Genomic DNA, 18,550 nt, shown 5'->3' with positions numbered 1-18,550 from the left:
TGGGTCGGCGGCCTTCGTTATCAGGTAGATGCCAGCCCATCTTCGTTCCATGATCCGATCGTTCCTTGTCCTGGTGATGGTCCTGTGCGGCGCTCAGGCCCTACTTGCCCAGCGGCTGTTCGAGCGCAAGCGCCCGGAGATCATCCCCACGGACGGCAAGATGCGGCGTGGGGGCCTGTACTTCGGCCTCGGGGCCACCTACACCCTGGCCCGGTTCGGCGATGAGGAGCGCGAGCTGTTCCGCAACGCCGACACCACCTACTCGGCCACCTTCGACCCCAACGGCCGTTTCGGACCGTACGTCGAGGTGGGCTGGTTCCATGCCACCCGCGATCCCGTCATCCTGGACTACTGGGACTTCGGCCTGGCCTACAAGGGCCTGAACGGACGGCAGGACCATATCGGTGTGCTGCGCTATGGGCCGAACGAAACGGACTCCACGGTGGTCCTTCCCGGATCGGGGGCCTTCCGCGACCACTACGCCAGCGTGCACGTGAACGCCAACAAGTTCTTCCAGACGGCCGACCGCCAGTTCGTGCAGGTGAGCCTGGGCGTCAACGCTGACCTCGATGTGGGCAGTGCGCGCAGCTACACCGGCGATCCATTGGTGCTGGCCGACCAGGAGCTGCCCCCGTCGTTCATCGGCCAGGCGCACGTGAAGCTGGGCTACGGATTCCGCACGCGCGGCCGTCTGCTGATCATCCCCACGCTGGAGACGCCCGTGGTGAGCGTGGTCCCTGGGGACAAGGGCTTCGGCCAGCTGCAATGGTTCAACAGCCGGTACCGCCCGATCATCCTCAGCATCCGCTTCCTGTTCCTGCGCTATCCCAAAGGCTTCGCCTGTCCGCCGGCGATCAAGCCCAATGCGTTGGAAGGCAAGAAGAAGGTGTACAAGCCGGACAGCTACCACCCCTGATCAGCGGAGCGCCAGACCTCCCTTGGCCGGCACCCGCTCGGGAACGAAGACCCGCAACGGCCCGTTGTTGACGGCGACCACGAAGGCCTGACCGCTGCCGCCGGTGCGTACCCGTACCACCTGGCGGACATCCCCTCGGGCTGCGAAGCCGCTGCGTCCGACCGGGACAGGGCCGAAGCCGCGGTGTCCGTTCCCCAAGAGCACCACGCCTGTACTGCCGTCATAGCGTGAGGTCTCCACCTCGGTGCCGTACAGGTTGCCCCCGCCCACCATGTCCAGGTGCCCGTCCCCATTGAGGTCCACCACCACCACGGAACGCAAGGGGCCGGCCTGGGCCGCGTTCGGCAGGGGCGTCGGGGAGAAGCGGCCGCCTTCGTTCCACCAGACCAGGCTGCGGAACTCCGTGGCGCTCACATGCAAGGCCTCATCCAGCTTGGGTCCGTACAGCTTGCGCACATCCGCCTCCGCGAACGACTTGAACGTGGGGAACTTCTGCTTCAGGAAGGGCATCTGCTCGGAGGAGCACTCGCGGCCACGCACCGGGAAACACGTGCCGTCCGCCCCATGCTTGGCCAGGATGATATCGTTGGTGCCGGTGCCGTCCAGGTCGGCCATGTACAGTTCCAGTGGCTTCTCCTTGCTCGGATGGAACTTGTTGTTGAGCCCGATGTTCCCCGTCACCATGTCCTGATCGCCATCCCCGTCCAGGTCGGCCACCGTGATGCCCTGCCACCAGCCCGTCAAGGTGCTGTCGGTCCATGCTGCGCGTGCGAAGCCGGTTCCCGTGTTCCGGTAGGCCAGCACGGGCATCCACTCACCCGTGACGACCAGGTCCTTCCGCCCATCCGCATCCAGGTCGGCGAGCGTCGCGCCGGTGACCATGCCCACGGCCGCCAAGGGTGCGCACCACGATGCAGTGGCATCGCTGAAGCGGCCGCCCTCGTTGCGCAGCAGCACGCTGCGCGGAGCGGAAGGGTAGGCGCCCGGCACGTTGCGACCACCCACGAACAGGTCCTGGTCGCTGTCCCCGTCCAGGTCCCCGGCGGTCACCACCTGGGTGGGCCAGGGCATTTCCGGCAGCGCACCATCCGCTTCAGCAAAGCGACCCCGGCCATCGTTCAGGTACAGCCGGTCCTGGTAGTGAAGGCTGGGCACGGGCCATTCGGTGCTGCCGGCCGCCGTGTACAGGTCAAGGTCGCCATCCCCGTCAGCGTCGAACAGGCAGGCTCCGATGATCTCCTGATCGCGGTGCACCGACCAGGGCTGAGCCGATGCCGGTGTGAACCGGGGGCCTGGGACCTGGATCAGCAATCGGGGCGCATGCCCGGTGGACGCTCCCAGGAAGAGGTCGTCCCGGGCATCCCCGTTCACATCGCCGACCACCAAGGCAGGGCCGTGGGTCGATTGGCGGTGGGGCAGCAGGCTCTCGGCCCGGAAATCGTCGAAGCTGTTCTCGGTGTGACCGATCCCGGGCACGGCATGTGCGGTGGCCTCCGTGAACCAGGTGGCCAGGCGCGAGCGTACGCGGCGTTCGTGAGGTAGCGCGTTGTAGGCCACCTGTATTCGCTGATCGGCCTTTGGGCCATCGATCCGCGACCAGGTGCCATCGGGCCATTGCAACACCACCGAGTCCACGCCACCGGTGCCCAGGCCGAAGTGGATCAGGGGCTCCACGCTGCTTTGGAAACCGCGGGCAAGGACCAGTTCGGCATGCTGCACGGTTCCGCCAGCGTACAGCAGGGCCCTTGTGCCCACCGCGAAGGGGTTTCCCTTCGGTCCCCGCAACGCCACCTGCAGATAGTGCGAGCCGTCCCTCTGCCGGCTCCGGTTCTCCACCACCTTCATCGGACCGTTCACATCCACCACCACCAGGTCCATGTCGCCGTCGGCATCCAGGTCGGCCACGCTGGCCCCGGTGCTGACCCCGGCATGCTGATAGCCCCATTCCGCGATCGCTTTCGTGAACGTGAGGTCGCCCTGGTTCCGGAACACATAGTTCGGCAGGGGTGAGAAGGGAAGGAGGGGGGCGATGTCCTCGTAGCGGATCTGCTGGCCTTTGCGCTCCTCCTTGATCCGTTCGACCTGGAGTTTGAAGTCGTTGTTGGTGATATCGCGCCAGACACCGTTCGATACGAACAGGTCCTTCCAGCCGTCGTTGTCCAGGTCGACGAACAAGGGGGCCCAGCTCCAATCGGTGCGGTCCACCCCGGCCAGGTGGCCGATCTCGCTGAAGGTGCCATCCCCGTTGTTCAGGTGGAGCTGATTGGCCATGTATTGCGCGTGCCAGCCGATCCCGGTCATCCTGTCGAAGTCCTTCGGGCGCATGCTGGCCATGTTCTGCTTGCTGCGTCCATGGTCCGGCGGGGTCATGTCCAGCACGCACAGGTCCGGATGCCCGTCGTTGTTCATGTCGGCCCGATCCACGCCCATGCTGTAGTAGCTCACGTGCCCCAGCCTGGAGCGCACCTCGTCGATGAAGCGTCCATCGGGCTGTTGGATGTACAGCATATCCGGCTGCACGAAGTCGTTCGCGACGTAGATGTCCGGCCGGTCATCACCGTTCACATCGCCGATGGCCGCACCGAGGCTCCAAGCGTGGCTGAGCAGCCCGGCCGCAGCCGTGTTGTCCGTGAAGTGCCCGCTGCCATCGTTGATGAAAAGCCGGTTGCTGAACAGGGAGCTGCCCGGAGGCACGACCACCTCCACATTGGCCGATGCCTCAAAGTCCATGCGGTGCCCGAGCAGGAACAGATCTAGGTCGCCGTCCACGTCGATGTCGTGGAAGTAGGCCATGATGCCGTGGCCGTCCGGGTTCAGCCCCAATTCCCGGCCGCGCTCTTCGAAGGAGCCGTCACCGCGGTTGATGTAGACCCGGTCGCGGAGCCGTTCGGGATCGTTCGTCGGACCCGCGCACACCACGTACAGGTCGAGATGGCCATCACCGTTAATGTCCGCCATGGTGGTGCCCATCGGCCAGATGTCCTCGTGCCTGATCCCGGCCTTGGCGGTGACATCCTCGAAGCGCAGTCCGCCGAGGTTCCGATAGAGCCGGACCCCATCCCGGGAGGAGACCACGAACACCTCCGGAAGACCGTCACCGTCGAGGTCCCCAGTGGCCACCCCTCCGCTCAGATACAGATAACGGAACCGATAGTAGTTGATCTCGTCGGTCTCCACGAACGCATTGCGGAAGGGCATCCCGATGGCTTCGCCGCTGTGCTGCACGAGCAGGGGAGAGCGCACCGCCGAAGTGTCACCGGTGGTGGTCGGGGATGGTCCACGGCCCGGCCCGGTGCACCCGGAGAGCGCGAGCAGCACCGCCACGACCGGTACCGATGGCCCCATGATGAACGGGTTCCGGAGCATGCTCTTCCGTGCGGACCGCAATGGACGGTGTGCAGGCACCGGCGGTCGCGTTCACCGGAACGACGAAGGTTGCAGGAAGGGGTTGCCGCGTCGCTCGGCACCGATGGTGGTATCCGGCCCATGGCCGCTATGGACCACCACCGTGTCATCCAGCACCAGCAGGCGGGTGCGGATGCTGTGCAGGAGCTGCTCCAGGTCGCCGCCCGGCAGGTCCGTGCGTCCGATGCTCCCCTGGAACAGCACATCGCCGCCCACAAGGTGGCCCGCGTCCCGGCAAAAGAGCGCCACGTGTCCGGGGCTGTGGCCCGGTACATGGATCACCTGGAAGCGCAGATCACCCAGTCGCACCTCGTCCCCATCGGCCAGGTGGGCCGCCGGTTCGGGGGAGGGCTCGCATGGCACCCCGTACAACTGCCCGATCGCCGGGGCGCGGCGCAGCAGCTCCAGGTCGTCCGCATGGATCTCCGGCAGCAGATCGAACCGGCGATGGGCCCAGGCGTTGCCCAGCACATGGTCGATGTGGCCGTGGGTGTTCAGGCAGCGCACCACACGCAGGCCATGCTGCGTTACATAGGCCTCCAACCGATGCTCCTCCACCGTGTTCCAGCAGCCCGGGTCCACCAACAGCGCCTCCCGGCCGTCGTGGAGCAGCCAGGTGTTCTCCTGAAAGGGGTTGCAGACGAACGGTACGCAGTGCAGCATGCCCGGAAAAGCCTGAACTTCGCGCAGGGCGCGCCGAACAAGGGCGGTCGAATGTAGTTATCTTCAACGCTGTGCTCAGGAACTTCCGTACGACATTGCCTGTCCTGCTCGCCCTTTCGGCGATCCCCGTCGCGCACGGCCAGTTCTACAACGGGGCCCAGCAGGAGTTCGGGAAGAACCGCATCCAGCACGAGGAGTTCCTGTGGCAGTACTACCGCTTCGACCGGCTGGAGACCTACTTCTACAAGGGGGGGCGTGATCTGGCACGGTTCGTGGCCCTCAGTGGTCACAAGCACCTGAAGGACCTCGAGAAGCAGCTCGACATCGCGCTCGACGAACGCGTGCAGTTCGTGGTGTACAACTCCCTCTCCGATTTCCGCCAGAGCAACATCGGCATCACCGGCGATGAGCAGTACAACATCGGCGGGGTCACCCGCATCGTGGGCACCAAGGTCTTCGTGTACTTCGAGGGCGACCACGCGCGGCTCGATCAGCAGGTGCGCAGCGGGGTGGCCCAGGTGATGCTGGACCAGATGATGTTCGGGGGGAACTGGCGCGAAGTGCTGAAGAACAGCACGCTGATGAACCTGCCCGAGTGGTTCACCAAGGGGCTGGTGGCCCATGTGGCCGGGCCCATGGACGCGATGCAGGCCAGCCGCCTGCGCGATGGCATCCTCGCGGGTCGCTTCGACCGCTTCAACCGGCTGGAAGGGGAGGACGCGGTGCTCATGGGCCAGGCGATCTGGTCCTATGTGGCCGACGTGTACGGACAGAGCGTCATCCCCAACATCCTGTACATGACCCGCGTAAGCCGCAACGTGGAGAGCGGGTTCATGTACGTGCTCGGCGTGCCCTTGAAGAACCTCGCCACGGATTGCCTGGGCCATTACAAGGAGCGCTTCGCCAAAGAGGAGCAGCTGCGCGAGGCGGTCACCCTGGACGAGCTGCCCATCCGCCATCGCAAACGCAGCACCTTGTCACAGTTCAAGCTGAGCCCCAACGGCCGCTACGCCGCCTGGGTCACCAATGAACTGGGTCAGTACAAGGTCTTTATCCGGGACCTTTCCGAGCAGCGCACCTGGCGGATCGCCAAGGGCGAGAAGAAGCTCAACCGCATCGTGGACCGCAGCTATCCGGTGCTGGCCTGGCACCCCGGAAGCCGGGCCCTCAGCTACGCCGTGGAACGCAAGGGTGAGCTTTACCTGAAGACCTACACCCTGGACGATCGCAAGACCAGCGTTCGGCCGGTGTTCATGCTGGAGAAGCTGCTCTCCATGGCCTATTCGCCCGATGGCCAGAACATGGTGTTCAGCGCCGTTCGGGAAGGCCGCACCGACCTCTACCTGTACTACCTCATCGGCAACCGGCAGGAGCAGCTCACCAGCGATCAGTTCGACGACCTGGAGCCGTCGTTCACGCTGGACGGCGAGGGCATCCTGTTCGCCAGCGACCGCACGGACGACACCTTGCGCAGCCAGCCGGCCAACGCCGAGGTGGCCCTGGTGAACGGGCACAAGGACATCTTCCTGTACGACCTGGCCGGCCGTTCCGCTCTCCTCCGCCGCCTCACCAGCACCTCTTATGCCGACGAATCGGCCCCGATGCCGCTGGACAGCGTGGCGTTCACCTACCTGGGTGATGCGTCAGGCCTGCGGGACCGGTACAGGGTGCGCTATGACAGCGTGGTGAGCCATGTGGACACCACGATCCACTACCGCTATTTCGCCGTGAACGAGCGGATCACCAGGGGGCGTCGCTCGGTGCTGGAGCACGATGTGCACGCCCGGAACGGGCGCCTCGCGGAACTCGTGTTCGAGAACGGCCGCTATCATCTGCGCATGGGCCGCACCGCTCCGGCCGGAGCAGGTGTCGGCGACGCTTCGCCAAGCGGCCCAGGCCCCGACCGCCGCGAACCTCTCGGTGAGCAGAACGACCCCCTCGATCAGGTGGTGAAGGTGGCCCCCCGTGTGCCCCGGCCCGCAGGCGAAGTGGTGAACGTGGACAATTATCAGTTCAGCGACGAGAACGCGCCTCCGCCTGACCGGCCCATGGAGGCACCACCGCCCACCTTGGCGACCGTCCCGTCTGCCGCAGCGCCCGGCGACACCCTCGCCGACCGTCCCCTGGTCTTCCCCGAGCAGCGCAACTACCACGTGAACTTCGCCACCGACGCGGTGCTCACCCAGGTGGACAACAGCTACAACGCCGCCTTCTATCAGCCCTTCACCGGCGCCCAGAACCTGAACCCCGGTCTCAGCGGCATGATCCAGATGGGCATCAGCGACCTATTCGAGGACCACAAGATCATCGGCGGCTTCCGCCTGGCGCTGGACCTCAACAACAACGACTACTTCCTTACTTACATCAACCTCAAGCGTCGGTTGGACAAACGGTTCACCGTGCAGCGCCAGACCCTGCAGGGCGTATCCCGCTTCGGTGTGGTGAAGGTGCAGACCCATCTGGCCAACTACCAGGTGAGCTGGCCCTTCAGTGAGCTGGCGAGCGTACGCGCCTCCCTGCTCTACCGGCACGACCGATATGTGCTGCAGAGCACCGACCTGCTCAGCCTGCAGGAACCCAACTTCTACGACCAGATGGCCGGTGGCAAGCTCGAGTACGTGTACGACAGCTCCGTGCCGCGCGGCCTCAACCTCTACACCGGCTGGAAATTCAAGGTCTTCGGCGAGTACTACATCCAGCCTGACGAGGGCAACAGCGACATGCAGGTGCTGGGCCTGGACGCCCGTCATTCCCTGCGGATCCACCGTGATCTGGTGCTGGTGAACCGCCTTGCGGGCGCCACCAGCCTGGGCAGCCGCCGCATCATCCATTTTCTGGGCGGGGTGGACAACTGGCTCTTCCCCCGGGTGGACAACAGCATCCCCATCGACTTCGACCAGAACTACTTCTACCAGAGCAACGCCACCCCGATGCGGGGCTTCTACTTCAATGCGCGCAACGGCACCTCATTCGGTGTGCTGAACACCGAGCTGCGCTGGCCGATCTTCCGCTACCTCGTCAACCGGCCCATGCGGTCCGACTTCCTGCAGAACTTCCAGATCGTGGCGTTCGGTGATGTGGGTGTCGCCTGGACCGGGCCCGATCCCTACAGCGAGGAGAACACCTTCAACCAGCAGGTCATCAACAGCAACCCGCTGCTCATCACCATCAAGAACCAGCGTGAGCCCATCGTGGGCAGCTACGGTGCCGGCCTCCGTGCGCGCCTCCTCGGCTACTTCGTGCGCGCCGACTGGGCCTGGGGGGTGGACGATGGCCGCGTGCTCGACCCCGTGTTCCACCTCTCCCTCAGCCTCGACATCTGAGCCATGTCCGCCACCGCTGTTGCACTGCTCCTGCTCATCGGCCTGCTGGCCGGCCTGCTCAGCGGCTTCGTCGGCGTGGGCGGCGGCATCATCATGGTGCCTGCCCTCGTATGGCTCATGGGCTATGGCCAGCATCAGGCCCAGGGCACCAGCCTGGCCGTGCTGGTGTTGCCTGTGGTGGCCGTCGCCGCCTGGAACTACCACCGCGAGCATCCGCTCGACCTGCGGGCCGTGGCCATCATCGCCGGTGCCTTCGTGCTGGGCGGATACCTGGGCAGCCGCATGGCCCTCAGCATCCCCGCCGATGTGGTCAAGCGTGTATTCGGCCTTGTGATGCTCGTGGTCGCCATCAAGCTGATCCTCGGCAAGTGATCGCGCGCATCCGGAAGGAACTTGAGGCTCTGGGGGACCGGCCCGTGCAGTGGCGCCGCTGGATGCATCAACACCCCGAGCTGTCCTTCCACGAGGAGGGCACCGCCGCCTACGTGGCCTCCGTGCTCCGCGAGGAGGGCATCCCGGTGCGCGAGGGGCTCGCCCGCCATCCGGAGCGGTCCACCGGCACGGGCCTCATCGCGCTCGTCACCGGGTCCCGCTCCCCGTCCGACCGCTGTTTCGCCCTGCGCGCCGACATGGATGCACTGCCGATCCAGGAGGTGGGCAAAGCCGGCTACTGCTCGCTCAACCCGGGCGTGATGCATGCCTGCGGGCATGACGCGCACACCGCCATGGTGCTCGCAGCGGGCCTCGTCCTGCACCGCATGCGCGAGACCTGGAGCGGCACGGTGATGCTGGTGTTCCAGCCCGGCGAGGAGAAGGAACCCGGCGGGGCCAGCCTCTTCGTGAAGGAGGGTGCGCTGACCGACCCCGCCCCATCGGGCATCCTGGGCCAGCATGTGACCCCTGAGCTGGCCTGTGGCAGGCTGGGCTTCCGCAGTGGCCCCTTCATGGCCGCCGCCGACGAGCTCTACCTCACCGTGCGCGGGCGTGGGGGCCATGCCTCCAAGCGTGCCGAGCTCGTGGACCCGATCCTCATCGCCTCGCGGATGCTGCCCGTGCTGTACGAAGCGGCCGAACGCGTGAAGCCTTCCGGCGAGCCCATGGTGATGAGCTTCGGTCGATTCATCGCCCACGGCGCCACCAACATCGTTCCCGATGAGGCGCGCCTCGATGGCACCCTGCGCACCTTCAACGAGGACCTGCGCACCCTGCTCCACGACCTGCTGCCGCGCGTGTGCGCGGGCGTGGCGCAGGACATGGGCGGTGAGGCGGAGCTGCGGATCGTGAAGGGTTCGCCGGTGGTGAAGAACGACCCCGCGCTCACCGCCCGCATGCGCCGCGTGGCCGAGGACCTGGTGGGTGCGGAGAACGTGGTGGACATGGACATCCGCATGGGCGCCGAGGACTTCGCCTACTACACGCACGTGATGCCGGGCTGCTTCTTCCGTCTGGGTACCGGCAACCCCGCGAAGCCCGGCACGCAGTGCGGCCTGCACACCGCCGCCTTCGACATCGATGAGGATGCGCTGCCGATCGGTGCGGCGATGATGGCGATGGGGGCGCTGAGCGAGCTCGGTGAAGCGGCGTTCACCCCACGATGATGTCATCCACGCTGATCGTGGGCCTGCCGTTGCGCTCCTGAACGGTGATCTCCAGTGTATCGGCCGTGCGGCCCGCGCTGGTCCACAGGGCGAGCGACAGCTCGAACGCACCCGGCAGGTTGCGCACCGCTCGCGGACGAAGCTCCTTCCATACGCTCTCCGGTGGCATCACCAGCCTGCCGCCGACATCATCCACGGCGGCCTCCATCTCGCCGGCGCTGAGCCGTGTGCCGCCGGTGGCCTCCTCCAGCTCCTCGAAGCGCCGCTCCACCAGCAGCTTCATCACGTGCTTCGCGACGAGGGTGAGGTCGTTGGGATCCATGGCTGAGCGTGGTGATCTGCGCTGGGAACAGGCTGGAAGCCTGTCCGACCTCAGTTCGCCACCTCGCTCAGGAAGCGGATCCGCATCAGTCGCAGGTCCTCTTCGCTGACGTCGCGCCCGAACTCCTCGAGCATGGCCTCCAGGCTGTCGTTCTCGGCCTCGCGGAAGTAGTCCATGATCTCCTCCTGCAGGTCGGGGTCCATGCTCTCGTCCAGGTGATAGCTGATGTCGAGGCGCGTGCCGCTCATCACGATGCTCTCCAGCTCGGAGATGAGATCCGCCAGGCTGAGGTTGCGGCTGCGTGCGATGCTGGTGAGCGACAGCCGCTTGTCGATGTTCTGGATGATATGGACCTTGTTGCCGCTCTTGTTCACCACGCTGCGCACCACCACCTCCTCGGCGCGCTCGATGTCGTTCTCCTCCACATAGCGCTTGATGAGGTCCACGAAGGGCTTGCCGTATTTCTGCGCCTTGCCCGGCCCCACGCCGGTGATCTGCGTGAGCTCCTCGATGGTCACCGGGTAGCGCATGGTCATCTCCTCCAGGGAGGGATCCCCGAAGAGCACCCAGGGCTGCAGCTTGAGCTTCTGGGCCTGGCTCCGGCGCAGGTCCTTCAGCATCGCCATCAGCTTCTCGTCCGCCGCGGCGCCACCCTTGCCCTCCGGCTCGTCCCCCTCGTCGAAGTCGCTGTAGTCGCGCTCCTTCACGAACTCCACCTTCCACGGCTTCTTCAGGAACTTCTTCGCCTGGTCGGTGAGGGTGAGGATGCCGTAGGTCTCGATGTCCTTGTGCAGGAAGCCGCCCACCACGGCCTGCCGCACGATGGCCAGCCAGTGATGCGCGTCGTGGTCGCTGCCGCGGCCGTAGCTCTCCATGGCGGAACCCTTGTAGGTCTTCATCTCCGCGCTCTCCGTGCCGGTGAGCAGGTCGCAGATGAACTTGGCCCGGTGGCGTTCCTTGCTCTCCTTCACCGCCTCGAGCAGCAGGCCCAGGTCCTCCGTCGCATCGAAGCTCTCGCGCGGGTTCACGCAGTTGTCGCAGCTGCCGCAGTTGTCACCGGGCAGTTGCTCCCCGAAGTAGTGCAGGAGGAACTTGCGCCGGCACATGCTCGTCTCCGCGTAGCTCACCGTGTCCTGGAGCAGCTGCTTGCCGATCTCCTGTTCGGCCACGGGCTTGCCCTGCAGGAACTTCTCCAGCTTCTCGATGTCCTTGTAGCTGTAGAAGGCGACACACTTGCCCTCCCCGCCGTCGCGGCCGCCGCGTCCGGTCTCCTGGTAGTAGCTCTCCAGGCTCTTGGGGATGTCGTGGTGGATCACGAAGCGCACGTCGGGCTTGTCGATGCCCATGCCGAAGGCGATGGTGGCCACGATCACATCCACCTTCTCCATCAGGAACTGGTCCTGGTGGTCGGCCCGCTGTCCGGCGTCCATCCCGGCATGGTAGGGCAGGGCCTTGATGCCGTTCACCACCAGCAGCTGGGCGATCTCCTCCACCTTCTTGCGGCTCAGGCAGTAGATGATGCCGCTGCGGCCCTCGTGCTGCTTGACGAAGCGGATGATCTCCCGCGCCACCATCTGCTTGGGGCGCACCTCGTAGTACAGGTTCGGCCGGTTGAAGCTGGACTTGTACACCACCGCATCGGGGATGTCCAGGTTCTTCAGGATGTCCTCCTGCACCTTCTCGGTGGCCGTGGCCGTCAGCGCGATCACGGGCACTCGCTTGATCTCGTCGAATATGGTCCGCAACCGACGGTACTCGGGACGGAAGTCATGCCCCCACTCGCTGATGCAGTGCGCCTCATCGATGGCAAAGAAGCTGATGCGGATGTCGCTGAGGAACTCGATGTTCTCCTTCTTGGTGAGGCTCTCGGGCGCCACGTAGAGCAGCTTGGTGCGGCCGTCCTTGATGTCCTTCTTCACCCGCAGCGACTCGTTGCGCGTGAGCGAGCTGTTGAGGAAGTGGGCCACGCCGCTCTCCGAGCTGAAGCTGCGGACGGCGTCCACCTGGTTCTTCATCAGGGCGATGAGCGGGCTGACCACGATGGCCGTGCCTTCGCTCATCAGGGCGGGCAGCTGGTAGCACAGGCTCTTGCCGCCGCCCGTGGGCATGATCACGAAGGTGTTGCGGCCCTCCAGAACGCTCTGGATGACCGCCTCCTGAGGGCCTTTGAAGGTGCTGAATCCGAAGAATTGCTCGAGGGCTTCCCGAGGGGTCAGATCGACGTTGGTCATCACGGTATGCGTACGCTTCTATGGCCGGGTTCCGGCGCTCTCTAAGGTATGGCAACTTTCCGGATCGCGCACTGCCGATCCGCGGCCTGCCGCTTCAACGCGGGACCGGGGTCCCCTGTTGCCCCGTCCGGCTGTTGAAGGATCGCCGGGCCTCGGCGAAGGCCCCGCCCAACCCCGGCTCTCTTTAACCCTTCGTCGAAAAGGGCAAGCGGGTTCTATTGCCCAACGATCACCGGAACAGGCCTTGCGGCCCGACCCATGGCATCCAAGGAGCGAACAACGTAGAGTCCGGGCGACACGTTTTCCATAAGCACTCGCTTCTCACTCCCTTCAAGGATCACCTGGTGTACCACTTGCCCCATGGGACCAACGATCTCGACCATCGACCCCCGATCCGCAGAAAGCGTGATCTCCTCCCCACGCCCCACGGGATTCGGCCACACGGAGATGCTTGGCTCCATAAGATCCTCCTCGGGCACCGTGACCATCAGGGAGCAGAAGTCGGACGTTGTGTATGGAGTTTCTGATGTGAGCAGGTATGTAGTATCCTGAGACCAGCACTGGACCTCTGCTTCCAGGGTATCGAGGGTAGTGATGAAGCTTCCCGGAGGTATGGTCAATGTTTGAAAGAGGTCCTCCGAATTCAAGCATATTCCGGAAGTTTCCAACTCAATATCCCATAAGAATAAGTTGAAGTAGTTGAATCCGAACACTTCATCCTGCTGTTGAAAATAGCCCGACGAACTGATGCGACCGTTCAGCTCATCCCTTGCGGATGCGATCGCTGCGTAGGTCCAGTCATTGGTATGAATGTAAGTGAGCCCGTCGGAGGAAAGCACATTGCCTGAGGCATCAACGTGGAGCATAATATCGTGCTTGTACGGATGACCGCTGGTCAGGAGAACAAGCTCATCATTGTCCACGCGGAAAAGATCGGCCGTGCCGAATCCGATTCCTTGAGCCAACGGTGGATCCAGCGCGTAGATCGTGAACCAGATCAGGTTCCCATCCGGATCTGTCCGTAACATGTACGCATCATTTCCTCCGTAATTCGTACCTCCGATGAATACATCCCCGTTACTGGCCAATTCCAAGCCACTTGGACGGAACATGGCAGTTTGAGAAAGCGCATGCCGCTTCTCCCACAATCTGTTCCCCGTCCCGTCGAACCGGCCAATAAGCACCTCTTCCGTACCGTTCGTTGATCCGGATCGTGTGTAGTAACAACCGCCAAAGGGGTCCGGTTCAAGGTCCTCCAGGCTGGGATTGGTGCTCAAGACGGGAAAGGCCATGGACCATAGCGACTCGCCTCCTTGGTCCAGCTTGGTCAAATAGTGATAGGACTCGTAGATCGATGCAAGGAACACCTCATTTGAGGAATTCACATGTATGGAGTGCAGTTGACCGGACCCGGTGCCCATGCTGTTCAGTGATCGCAGGTAGATCATTTTTTCCCATACGATCGCGCCTGTCACATCCAGGCGTACTATGGGATAGCAAAGAAGCAGTGTGTCCCAGCTGATCTGCAGGCTCCTTGGGTGAAAGGCGATGATCGCTCCCCCGTCGTTGGTCGATGCAGCAGTTCGTATATGAGTGTTCCCGGTGGACCCATCAAGAGAAATACGCTTGCTCCATGAAGGGTCGCCATTTATATCACCTTTCCACACCACGACTCCGGAATCTCCAGCCAGGAGGACCATGAAGCCTTCATCGGTGGTCCTGATCATGTCCCGTACAGTGTAGATGTCCACGAACGGTGCGTTCAGTGTCCGTTGGAAAGGAGGCTGTGCGTTCAGGGTCGAACAGATCAACACAACGATCACGAAAGGATGCGCCTTGATCCACATGGTGAGAAGGGTGTTTGTCCTGTGAACGTAAAGCTAGGTGGTTCCGCCCCTTTCCGTGGCGCCCTGTTGACGTTTCGCCGGGCCTCGGCGAAGGCCCCTCCCACCCACGGCTATCTTTGGCCCTTCGTCGAAAAGGCGTCGAAGGACCGTGGCCGACAAGGAAATGACCTTCCTGGAGCACCTGGAGGAGCTCCGGTGGACGCTGATGCGCAGCGCCGCGGTGATCCTGGCGGCCATGCTCGTGGCCTTCTTCTGGAAGGAACTGGTGTTCGATACGATCATCCTCGCCCCGCGCGACCCCGGGTTCATCACCTACCGCGCCCTCTGCGCGCTCAGTCAACGGCTCGGGCTCGGTGAGTCCCTCTGCATCCGGGACCTGGGCTTCGAGCTGCAGAACATCAGCATGAGCGGTCAGTTCCTCACCCACCTGAAGGTGAGCTTCGTGGCCGGGCTGGTGGCCGCCTCGCCCTATGTGCTGTGGGAGCTCTGGCGCTTCATCGCGCCCGGTCTCAACGACCGCGAGCGCCGCGCGGCCCGCACCGCCATGGTCTTCGCCGGACTGCTCTTTCTGCTCGGGGTGGTCTTCGGGTACTACGTCATCGCCCCCATGAGCATCCAGTTCCTCGGGAGCTACAAGGTGAGCGAGGCCGTGCGCAACACCATCGCGCTGGACAGCTTCATCGGCACCATGACCTCCGTGCCGCTGTGGACCGGGGTCATGTTCCAGCTGCCCCTGGCCGTTCTGGTGCTGGCCCGCCTGGGCCTCATGAGCGCCGGGGTGATGCGGACCTACCGCCGGCACGCCTTCGTGGGCATCCTGGTCGTGGCCGCGGTGATCACTCCGCCTGACGTCACCAGCCAGGCGCTCGTGAGCCTGCCGTTGTTGCTGCTCTACGAGGTGAGCATCCTGCTGGCCGCCCGGGTCGAACGCCAGGCGCTGGCCGCCGAAAAGGCCCGAACCCCCATCGCCCAAGCGCGTTGAGATGCCCGTGAAGGCGCTCCATCACGCCCTGCGCCGGCTCCTCCGGACCGTTCCGCTCTTCCTCCTCCTGCTCGGCGCTGTGGAAGCGGACGCCCAGACCACCCGTGTCTCCGGCACCGTCACCGATGCCCGATCGGGCGAGCCGCTGCCCTTCGTCAACGTGGGCTTCGTCAACAGCCGCGTGGCCACCACCACCGATATGGATGGGCGGTATGCCCTGGACACCTATTTCGCCACCGATTCGCTGCGGGCCAGCATGCTGGGCTATGCGGCGCAGACCCGTGCGGTGCGTCGCGACCGGGACCAGCGCATCGACTTCGCCCTGGCCGCTGGCACGGCCGAGCTCCAGGAGGTGACCATCCGGCCCCAGCAGCGCAACCCCGCCTTCGAGATCCTGGACCGCGTGGTGGCCAACAAGCCGGCCAACAACCGGGAGAAGCTCGCCTACTACAGCCACGAGACCTACAACAAGGTGGAGTTCGACGTCAACAACCTCACCCGCCGGTTCGTGGAGAACAAGCTGTGGAAGCCCTTCCGCTTCGTGTTCGACAACATGGACAGCACGGCCGCCAAGCCCTACCTGCCCATCTTCATCAGCGAGTCCCTCAGCGAGGTGCACTACCGCCAGCAGCCCCGTGCCAAGCGCGAGGTGATCCGCGCCACCAAGCAGAGCGGCATCCAGAACCAGAGCATCTCGCAGCTGATGGGCGACATGTACCAGAACGTCAACATCTACGAGAACTTCCTAGTGCTCTTCGGCAAGAACTTCATCAGCCCCATCGCCGACGGCGGACGGCTCTTCTACGACTACTACCTCACCGACAGCGCCTGGGTGGGCACCAACTGGTGCTACCGGCTCGAGTTCCACCCCAAGCGCAAGAGCGAGCTCGCATTCGACGGGGAGATGTGGATCGCGGACACGGCCTACGCGGTGAAGCGCATCCAGGCGGGCTTTCCGGAGGCCATCAACCTCAACTTCGTGCAGGGCTTCTGGGTGGAGCAGCAGTACGAGCCCGTGAAGAACGAGGTGTGGATGCTCACCCGCGACGCGCTCGTTGTGGACCTGAGCATCTTCCGCCGCCGCACCAAGGGCTTCTACGGACGGCGCACGGCCACCTATCGCGACTTCACCATCAACGAGCCGGGCGATCCATCCTTCTACGAGGGGGCCGAGCTGGTGCGGGTGAAGGAGGACAGCGCCACCCGCGAGCCCGACTTCTGGCAGGAGCGGCGCCATGAACCGCTGAACAACAGGGAGAGCACCATCTACGAGATGGTGGACACCATCCAGACCATCCCCCGGTTCCGCACGTTCGTGGACCTGGTGAACATGCTGGTCACCGGCTATTACCCGGTGGGCCCCTTGGAGTACGGCCCCTACTATACCTTCTACAGCTTCAATGAGGTGGAGGGGACGCGGCTGCGTATGGGGCTCCGCACCAGCAATGACTGGAGCAGACGAACGGAGCTTGAGGGCTATGCCGCCTACGGGCTGCTGGACCGTTCGTTCAAGGGCATGGTGGGCGGCCAGACCTTCATCACCAAACAGCCGCGCCAGCTCACCGGCCTCTACCTGCGGCATGACATCGAGCAGCTCGGCCAGAGCCAGAGCGCCTTCCGGTCGGACAATGTGCTCAGCAGCACCTTCCGCCGCAACCCCGCCAACAAGCTCACTCTGGTGGACGAGTTCCGTTTCTTCTACGAACTGGAACCGTTCACCGGACTGAACCATCAGCTCACCATCCGGCACCGCAACCTCTTTCCCCGGGGTGACCTGCGCTACCTGCGGCCCAGTTTCAACGATGGCTTCGCGGTGAACGAGGTACCGAGCATCACGAGCCTGGAGCTATCGCTCAACACGCGGTTCGCTTGGGGAGAGAAATACGTCAGCGGAGAGTTCCGTCGGGTGAGCCTGGGGACTTTCAAGCCCATCCTGGAGTTCTATGGTGCCGTGGGCATTCCAGGTGTTTTCGGGAGCGAGTATGAGTACTACAAGGCCATCGCCCGGATCGACCAACGCGTACAGCTGGGCGCCATCGGCTGGTCGCGCTACCGTCTGGAGGGCGGTCAGATCTGGGGTACGCTGCCCTACCCGCTGCTCATCCTGCACACCGGCAACGAGACGTTCTATTACTATGACGATGCGTTCAACACGATGAACTTCTTCGAGTTCATCAGCGACCGATACCTCCACCTGAAATTGGAGCACCACTTCGAGGGCTTCTTCTTCAACAAGGTGCCCCTGTTGCGCAAGCTGAAATTGAGGGAAGTGGTGACCGGCAAGGCGGTGATCGGCGACCTGGACGGAAGGCACACGGAGGAGATGCTGCTTCTGCCGGGGATGTACAGCTTGTACGACGGGCCTTTCGTGGAGGCCAGTGCCGGCATCGAGAACATCCTGAACGTGATCCGCATCGACGGCGTGTGGCGCCTCACCTACCAGGACCACCCCAACATCGGGCTCTTCGCCATACGTTTGAAGTTCCGCTTCGACTTCTGATGCTGCGCGCCGACGACCTTGTGAAACGCTACAAGCGGCGCACCGTGGTGGGCGGCGTCAGTGTGCAGGTGGCCCAGGGCGAGATCGTGGGCCTGCTGGGGCCCAACGGTGCGGGCAAGACCACCACCTTCTACATGATCACGGGCCTCATCAAGCCCAACAGCGGCCGCATCCGGCTGGAGGACCACGACATCACCGACCTGCCGATGTACAAGCGGGCGCAGCTGGGCATCGGCTACCTGCCGCAGGAGGCCAGCGTGTTCCGCAAGCTCAGCGTGGAGGACAACATCCTGGCCATCCTGGAGATGACCGGAAAGCCGCGCCCCGAGCAGGAGCGGCGGCTCGAGGAGCTGCTCGACGAGTTCAGCCTCAAGCACGTGCGCACCAACCGGGGCGACGTGCTGAGCGGGGGGGAGCGCCGCCGCACCGAGATCGCCCGCGCCCTGGCCACCGAGCCCAAGTTCATCCTGCTGGACGAGCCCTTCGCCGGGGTGGACCCCATCGCCGTGGAGGACATCCAGGGCATCGTGAGCAAGCTGAAGCGCAAGAACATCGGCGTGCTCATCACCGACCACAATGTGCAGGAGACCCTCAGCATCACCGATCGGGCCTATCTGCTGTTCGAAGGAAAGATCCTGAAGCAGGGCACCGCGGAAGAGCTGGCGGCCGATGAGACGGTGCGCAAGGTGTACCTGGGCAAGAACTTCGAACTGCGTCGGAAGGTGTAACGCGTTCAGCCGCAGGATCCTGGAACGACCTCGCC

Annotated in this window: 12 protein-coding genes; 7 read left to right on the top strand and 5 right to left on the bottom strand. The window is 64.1% G+C overall.

Translation table 11 applies throughout. The annotated features are described in order from the left end of the window. Positions 1-49: 49 nt before the first annotated feature. On the top strand, positions 50-916 hold the full coding sequence (locus IPM49_08050; protein MBK9274476.1) for a hypothetical protein: 867 nt from the start codon (positions 50-52) through the stop codon (positions 914-916). On the opposite strand, the gene IPM49_08045 is transcribed toward IPM49_08050, so the two are convergent. Continuing rightward, positions 917-4,261 carry a VCBS repeat-containing protein gene (locus IPM49_08045; protein MBK9274475.1) on the bottom strand — a complete coding sequence of 1,115 codons (3,345 nt, stop codon included), beginning with the start codon at positions 4,259-4,261 and terminating at the stop codon, positions 917-919. Between the two features lie 72 nt (positions 4,262-4,333). Further along, positions 4,334-4,984 carry an MBL fold metallo-hydrolase gene (locus IPM49_08040; protein MBK9274474.1) on the bottom strand — a complete coding sequence of 217 codons (651 nt, stop codon included), beginning with the start codon at positions 4,982-4,984 and terminating at the stop codon, positions 4,334-4,336. A 71-nt stretch (positions 4,985-5,055) separates the two neighbouring features. On the opposite strand from IPM49_08040, the gene IPM49_08035 reads away from it, so the two are divergent. From IPM49_08035 to IPM49_08025, 3 genes are all read left to right on the top strand, one after another. Beyond that, positions 5,056-8,307, top strand: coding sequence for a PD40 domain-containing protein (locus tag IPM49_08035; protein MBK9274473.1), 3,252 nt, complete (start codon positions 5,056-5,058; stop codon positions 8,305-8,307). Positions 8,308-8,310: 3 nt separating this feature from the next. Beyond that, positions 8,311-8,679 (top strand): sulfite exporter TauE/SafE family protein, encoded by a 369-nt coding sequence (locus IPM49_08030; GenBank protein MBK9274472.1) that lies wholly within the window; start codon positions 8,311-8,313, stop codon positions 8,677-8,679. 62 nt (positions 8,680-8,741) lie between these two features. Continuing rightward, complete coding sequence (locus IPM49_08025; protein ID MBK9274471.1) at positions 8,742-9,905, top strand: amidohydrolase; 1,164 nt, start codon at positions 8,742-8,744, stop codon at positions 9,903-9,905. Here the strand turns inward: IPM49_08025 and IPM49_08020 are convergent. From IPM49_08020 to IPM49_08010, 3 genes are all read right to left on the bottom strand, one after another. Beyond that, on the bottom strand, positions 9,892-10,227 hold the full coding sequence (locus tag IPM49_08020; GenBank protein MBK9274470.1) for a hypothetical protein: 336 nt from the start codon (positions 10,225-10,227) through the stop codon (positions 9,892-9,894). The two genes, IPM49_08025 and IPM49_08020, sit on opposite strands and share 14 nt — an antisense overlap. Positions 10,228-10,277: 50 nt before the next feature. Next, positions 10,278-12,458 carry a DNA helicase RecQ gene (recQ, locus tag IPM49_08015; GenBank protein ID MBK9274469.1) on the bottom strand — a complete coding sequence of 727 codons (2,181 nt, stop codon included), beginning with the start codon at positions 12,456-12,458 and terminating at the stop codon, positions 10,278-10,280. A gap of 215 nt (positions 12,459-12,673) precedes the next feature. Continuing rightward, on the bottom strand, positions 12,674-14,305 hold the full coding sequence (locus IPM49_08010) for a hypothetical protein (GenBank protein ID MBK9274468.1): 1,632 nt from the start codon (positions 14,303-14,305) through the stop codon (positions 12,674-12,676). Between the two features lie 163 nt (positions 14,306-14,468). Between IPM49_08010 and tatC the strand changes: the two genes are divergently transcribed. Genes tatC through lptB form a run of 3 tightly spaced genes read left to right on the top strand, consistent with a single transcriptional unit; the run spans position 14,469 to position 18,515 of the window. Further along, positions 14,469-15,287 carry a twin-arginine translocase subunit TatC gene (gene tatC, locus IPM49_08005; GenBank protein MBK9274467.1) on the top strand — a complete coding sequence of 273 codons (819 nt, stop codon included), beginning with the start codon at positions 14,469-14,471 and terminating at the stop codon, positions 15,285-15,287. 1 nt (position 15,288) lies between these two features. Continuing rightward, complete coding sequence (locus tag IPM49_08000; GenBank protein ID MBK9274466.1) at positions 15,289-17,787, top strand: carboxypeptidase-like regulatory domain-containing protein; 2,499 nt, start codon at positions 15,289-15,291, stop codon at positions 17,785-17,787. Next, positions 17,784-18,515: an LPS export ABC transporter ATP-binding protein gene (gene lptB, locus IPM49_07995; GenBank protein ID MBK9274465.1), complete on the top strand. Its 732-nt coding sequence runs from the start codon at positions 17,784-17,786 to the stop codon at positions 18,513-18,515. The genes IPM49_08000 and lptB overlap by 4 nt, the downstream gene beginning before the upstream one ends. The last annotated feature ends 35 nt before the right edge of the window (positions 18,516-18,550 follow it).

Source organism: Flavobacteriales bacterium, from assembly GCA_016715895.1.
GTDB lineage: Bacteria > Bacteroidota > Bacteroidia > Flavobacteriales_F > PHOS-HE28 > PHOS-HE28.
Note: the sequence above shows the minus strand (reverse complement) of the source record. Positions and strands in the feature narration are given on the sequence as shown.

Coding starts and splice junctions, on each gene's coding strand:
- IPM49_08050 (MBK9274476.1), top strand. CDS start 50: ATGATCCGATCGTTCCTTGTCCTGGTGATGGTCCTGTGCGGCGCTCAG.
- IPM49_08045 (MBK9274475.1), bottom strand. CDS start 4,261: ATGGGGCCATCGGTACCGGTCGTGGCGGTGCTGCTCGCGCTCTCCGGG.
- IPM49_08040 (MBK9274474.1), bottom strand. CDS start 4,984: ATGCTGCACTGCGTACCGTTCGTCTGCAACCCCTTTCAGGAGAACACC.
- IPM49_08030 (MBK9274472.1), top strand. CDS start 8,311: ATGTCCGCCACCGCTGTTGCACTGCTCCTGCTCATCGGCCTGCTGGCC.
- IPM49_08025 (MBK9274471.1), top strand. CDS start 8,742: ATGCATCAACACCCCGAGCTGTCCTTCCACGAGGAGGGCACCGCCGCC.
- IPM49_08020 (MBK9274470.1), bottom strand. CDS start 10,227: ATGGATCCCAACGACCTCACCCTCGTCGCGAAGCACGTGATGAAGCTG.
- recQ (MBK9274469.1), bottom strand. CDS start 12,458: ATGACCAACGTCGATCTGACCCCTCGGGAAGCCCTCGAGCAATTCTTC.
- IPM49_08010 (MBK9274468.1), bottom strand. CDS start 14,305: ATGTGGATCAAGGCGCATCCTTTCGTGATCGTTGTGTTGATCTGTTCG.
- tatC (MBK9274467.1), top strand. CDS start 14,469: ATGACCTTCCTGGAGCACCTGGAGGAGCTCCGGTGGACGCTGATGCGC.
- IPM49_08000 (MBK9274466.1), top strand. CDS start 15,289: ATGCCCGTGAAGGCGCTCCATCACGCCCTGCGCCGGCTCCTCCGGACC.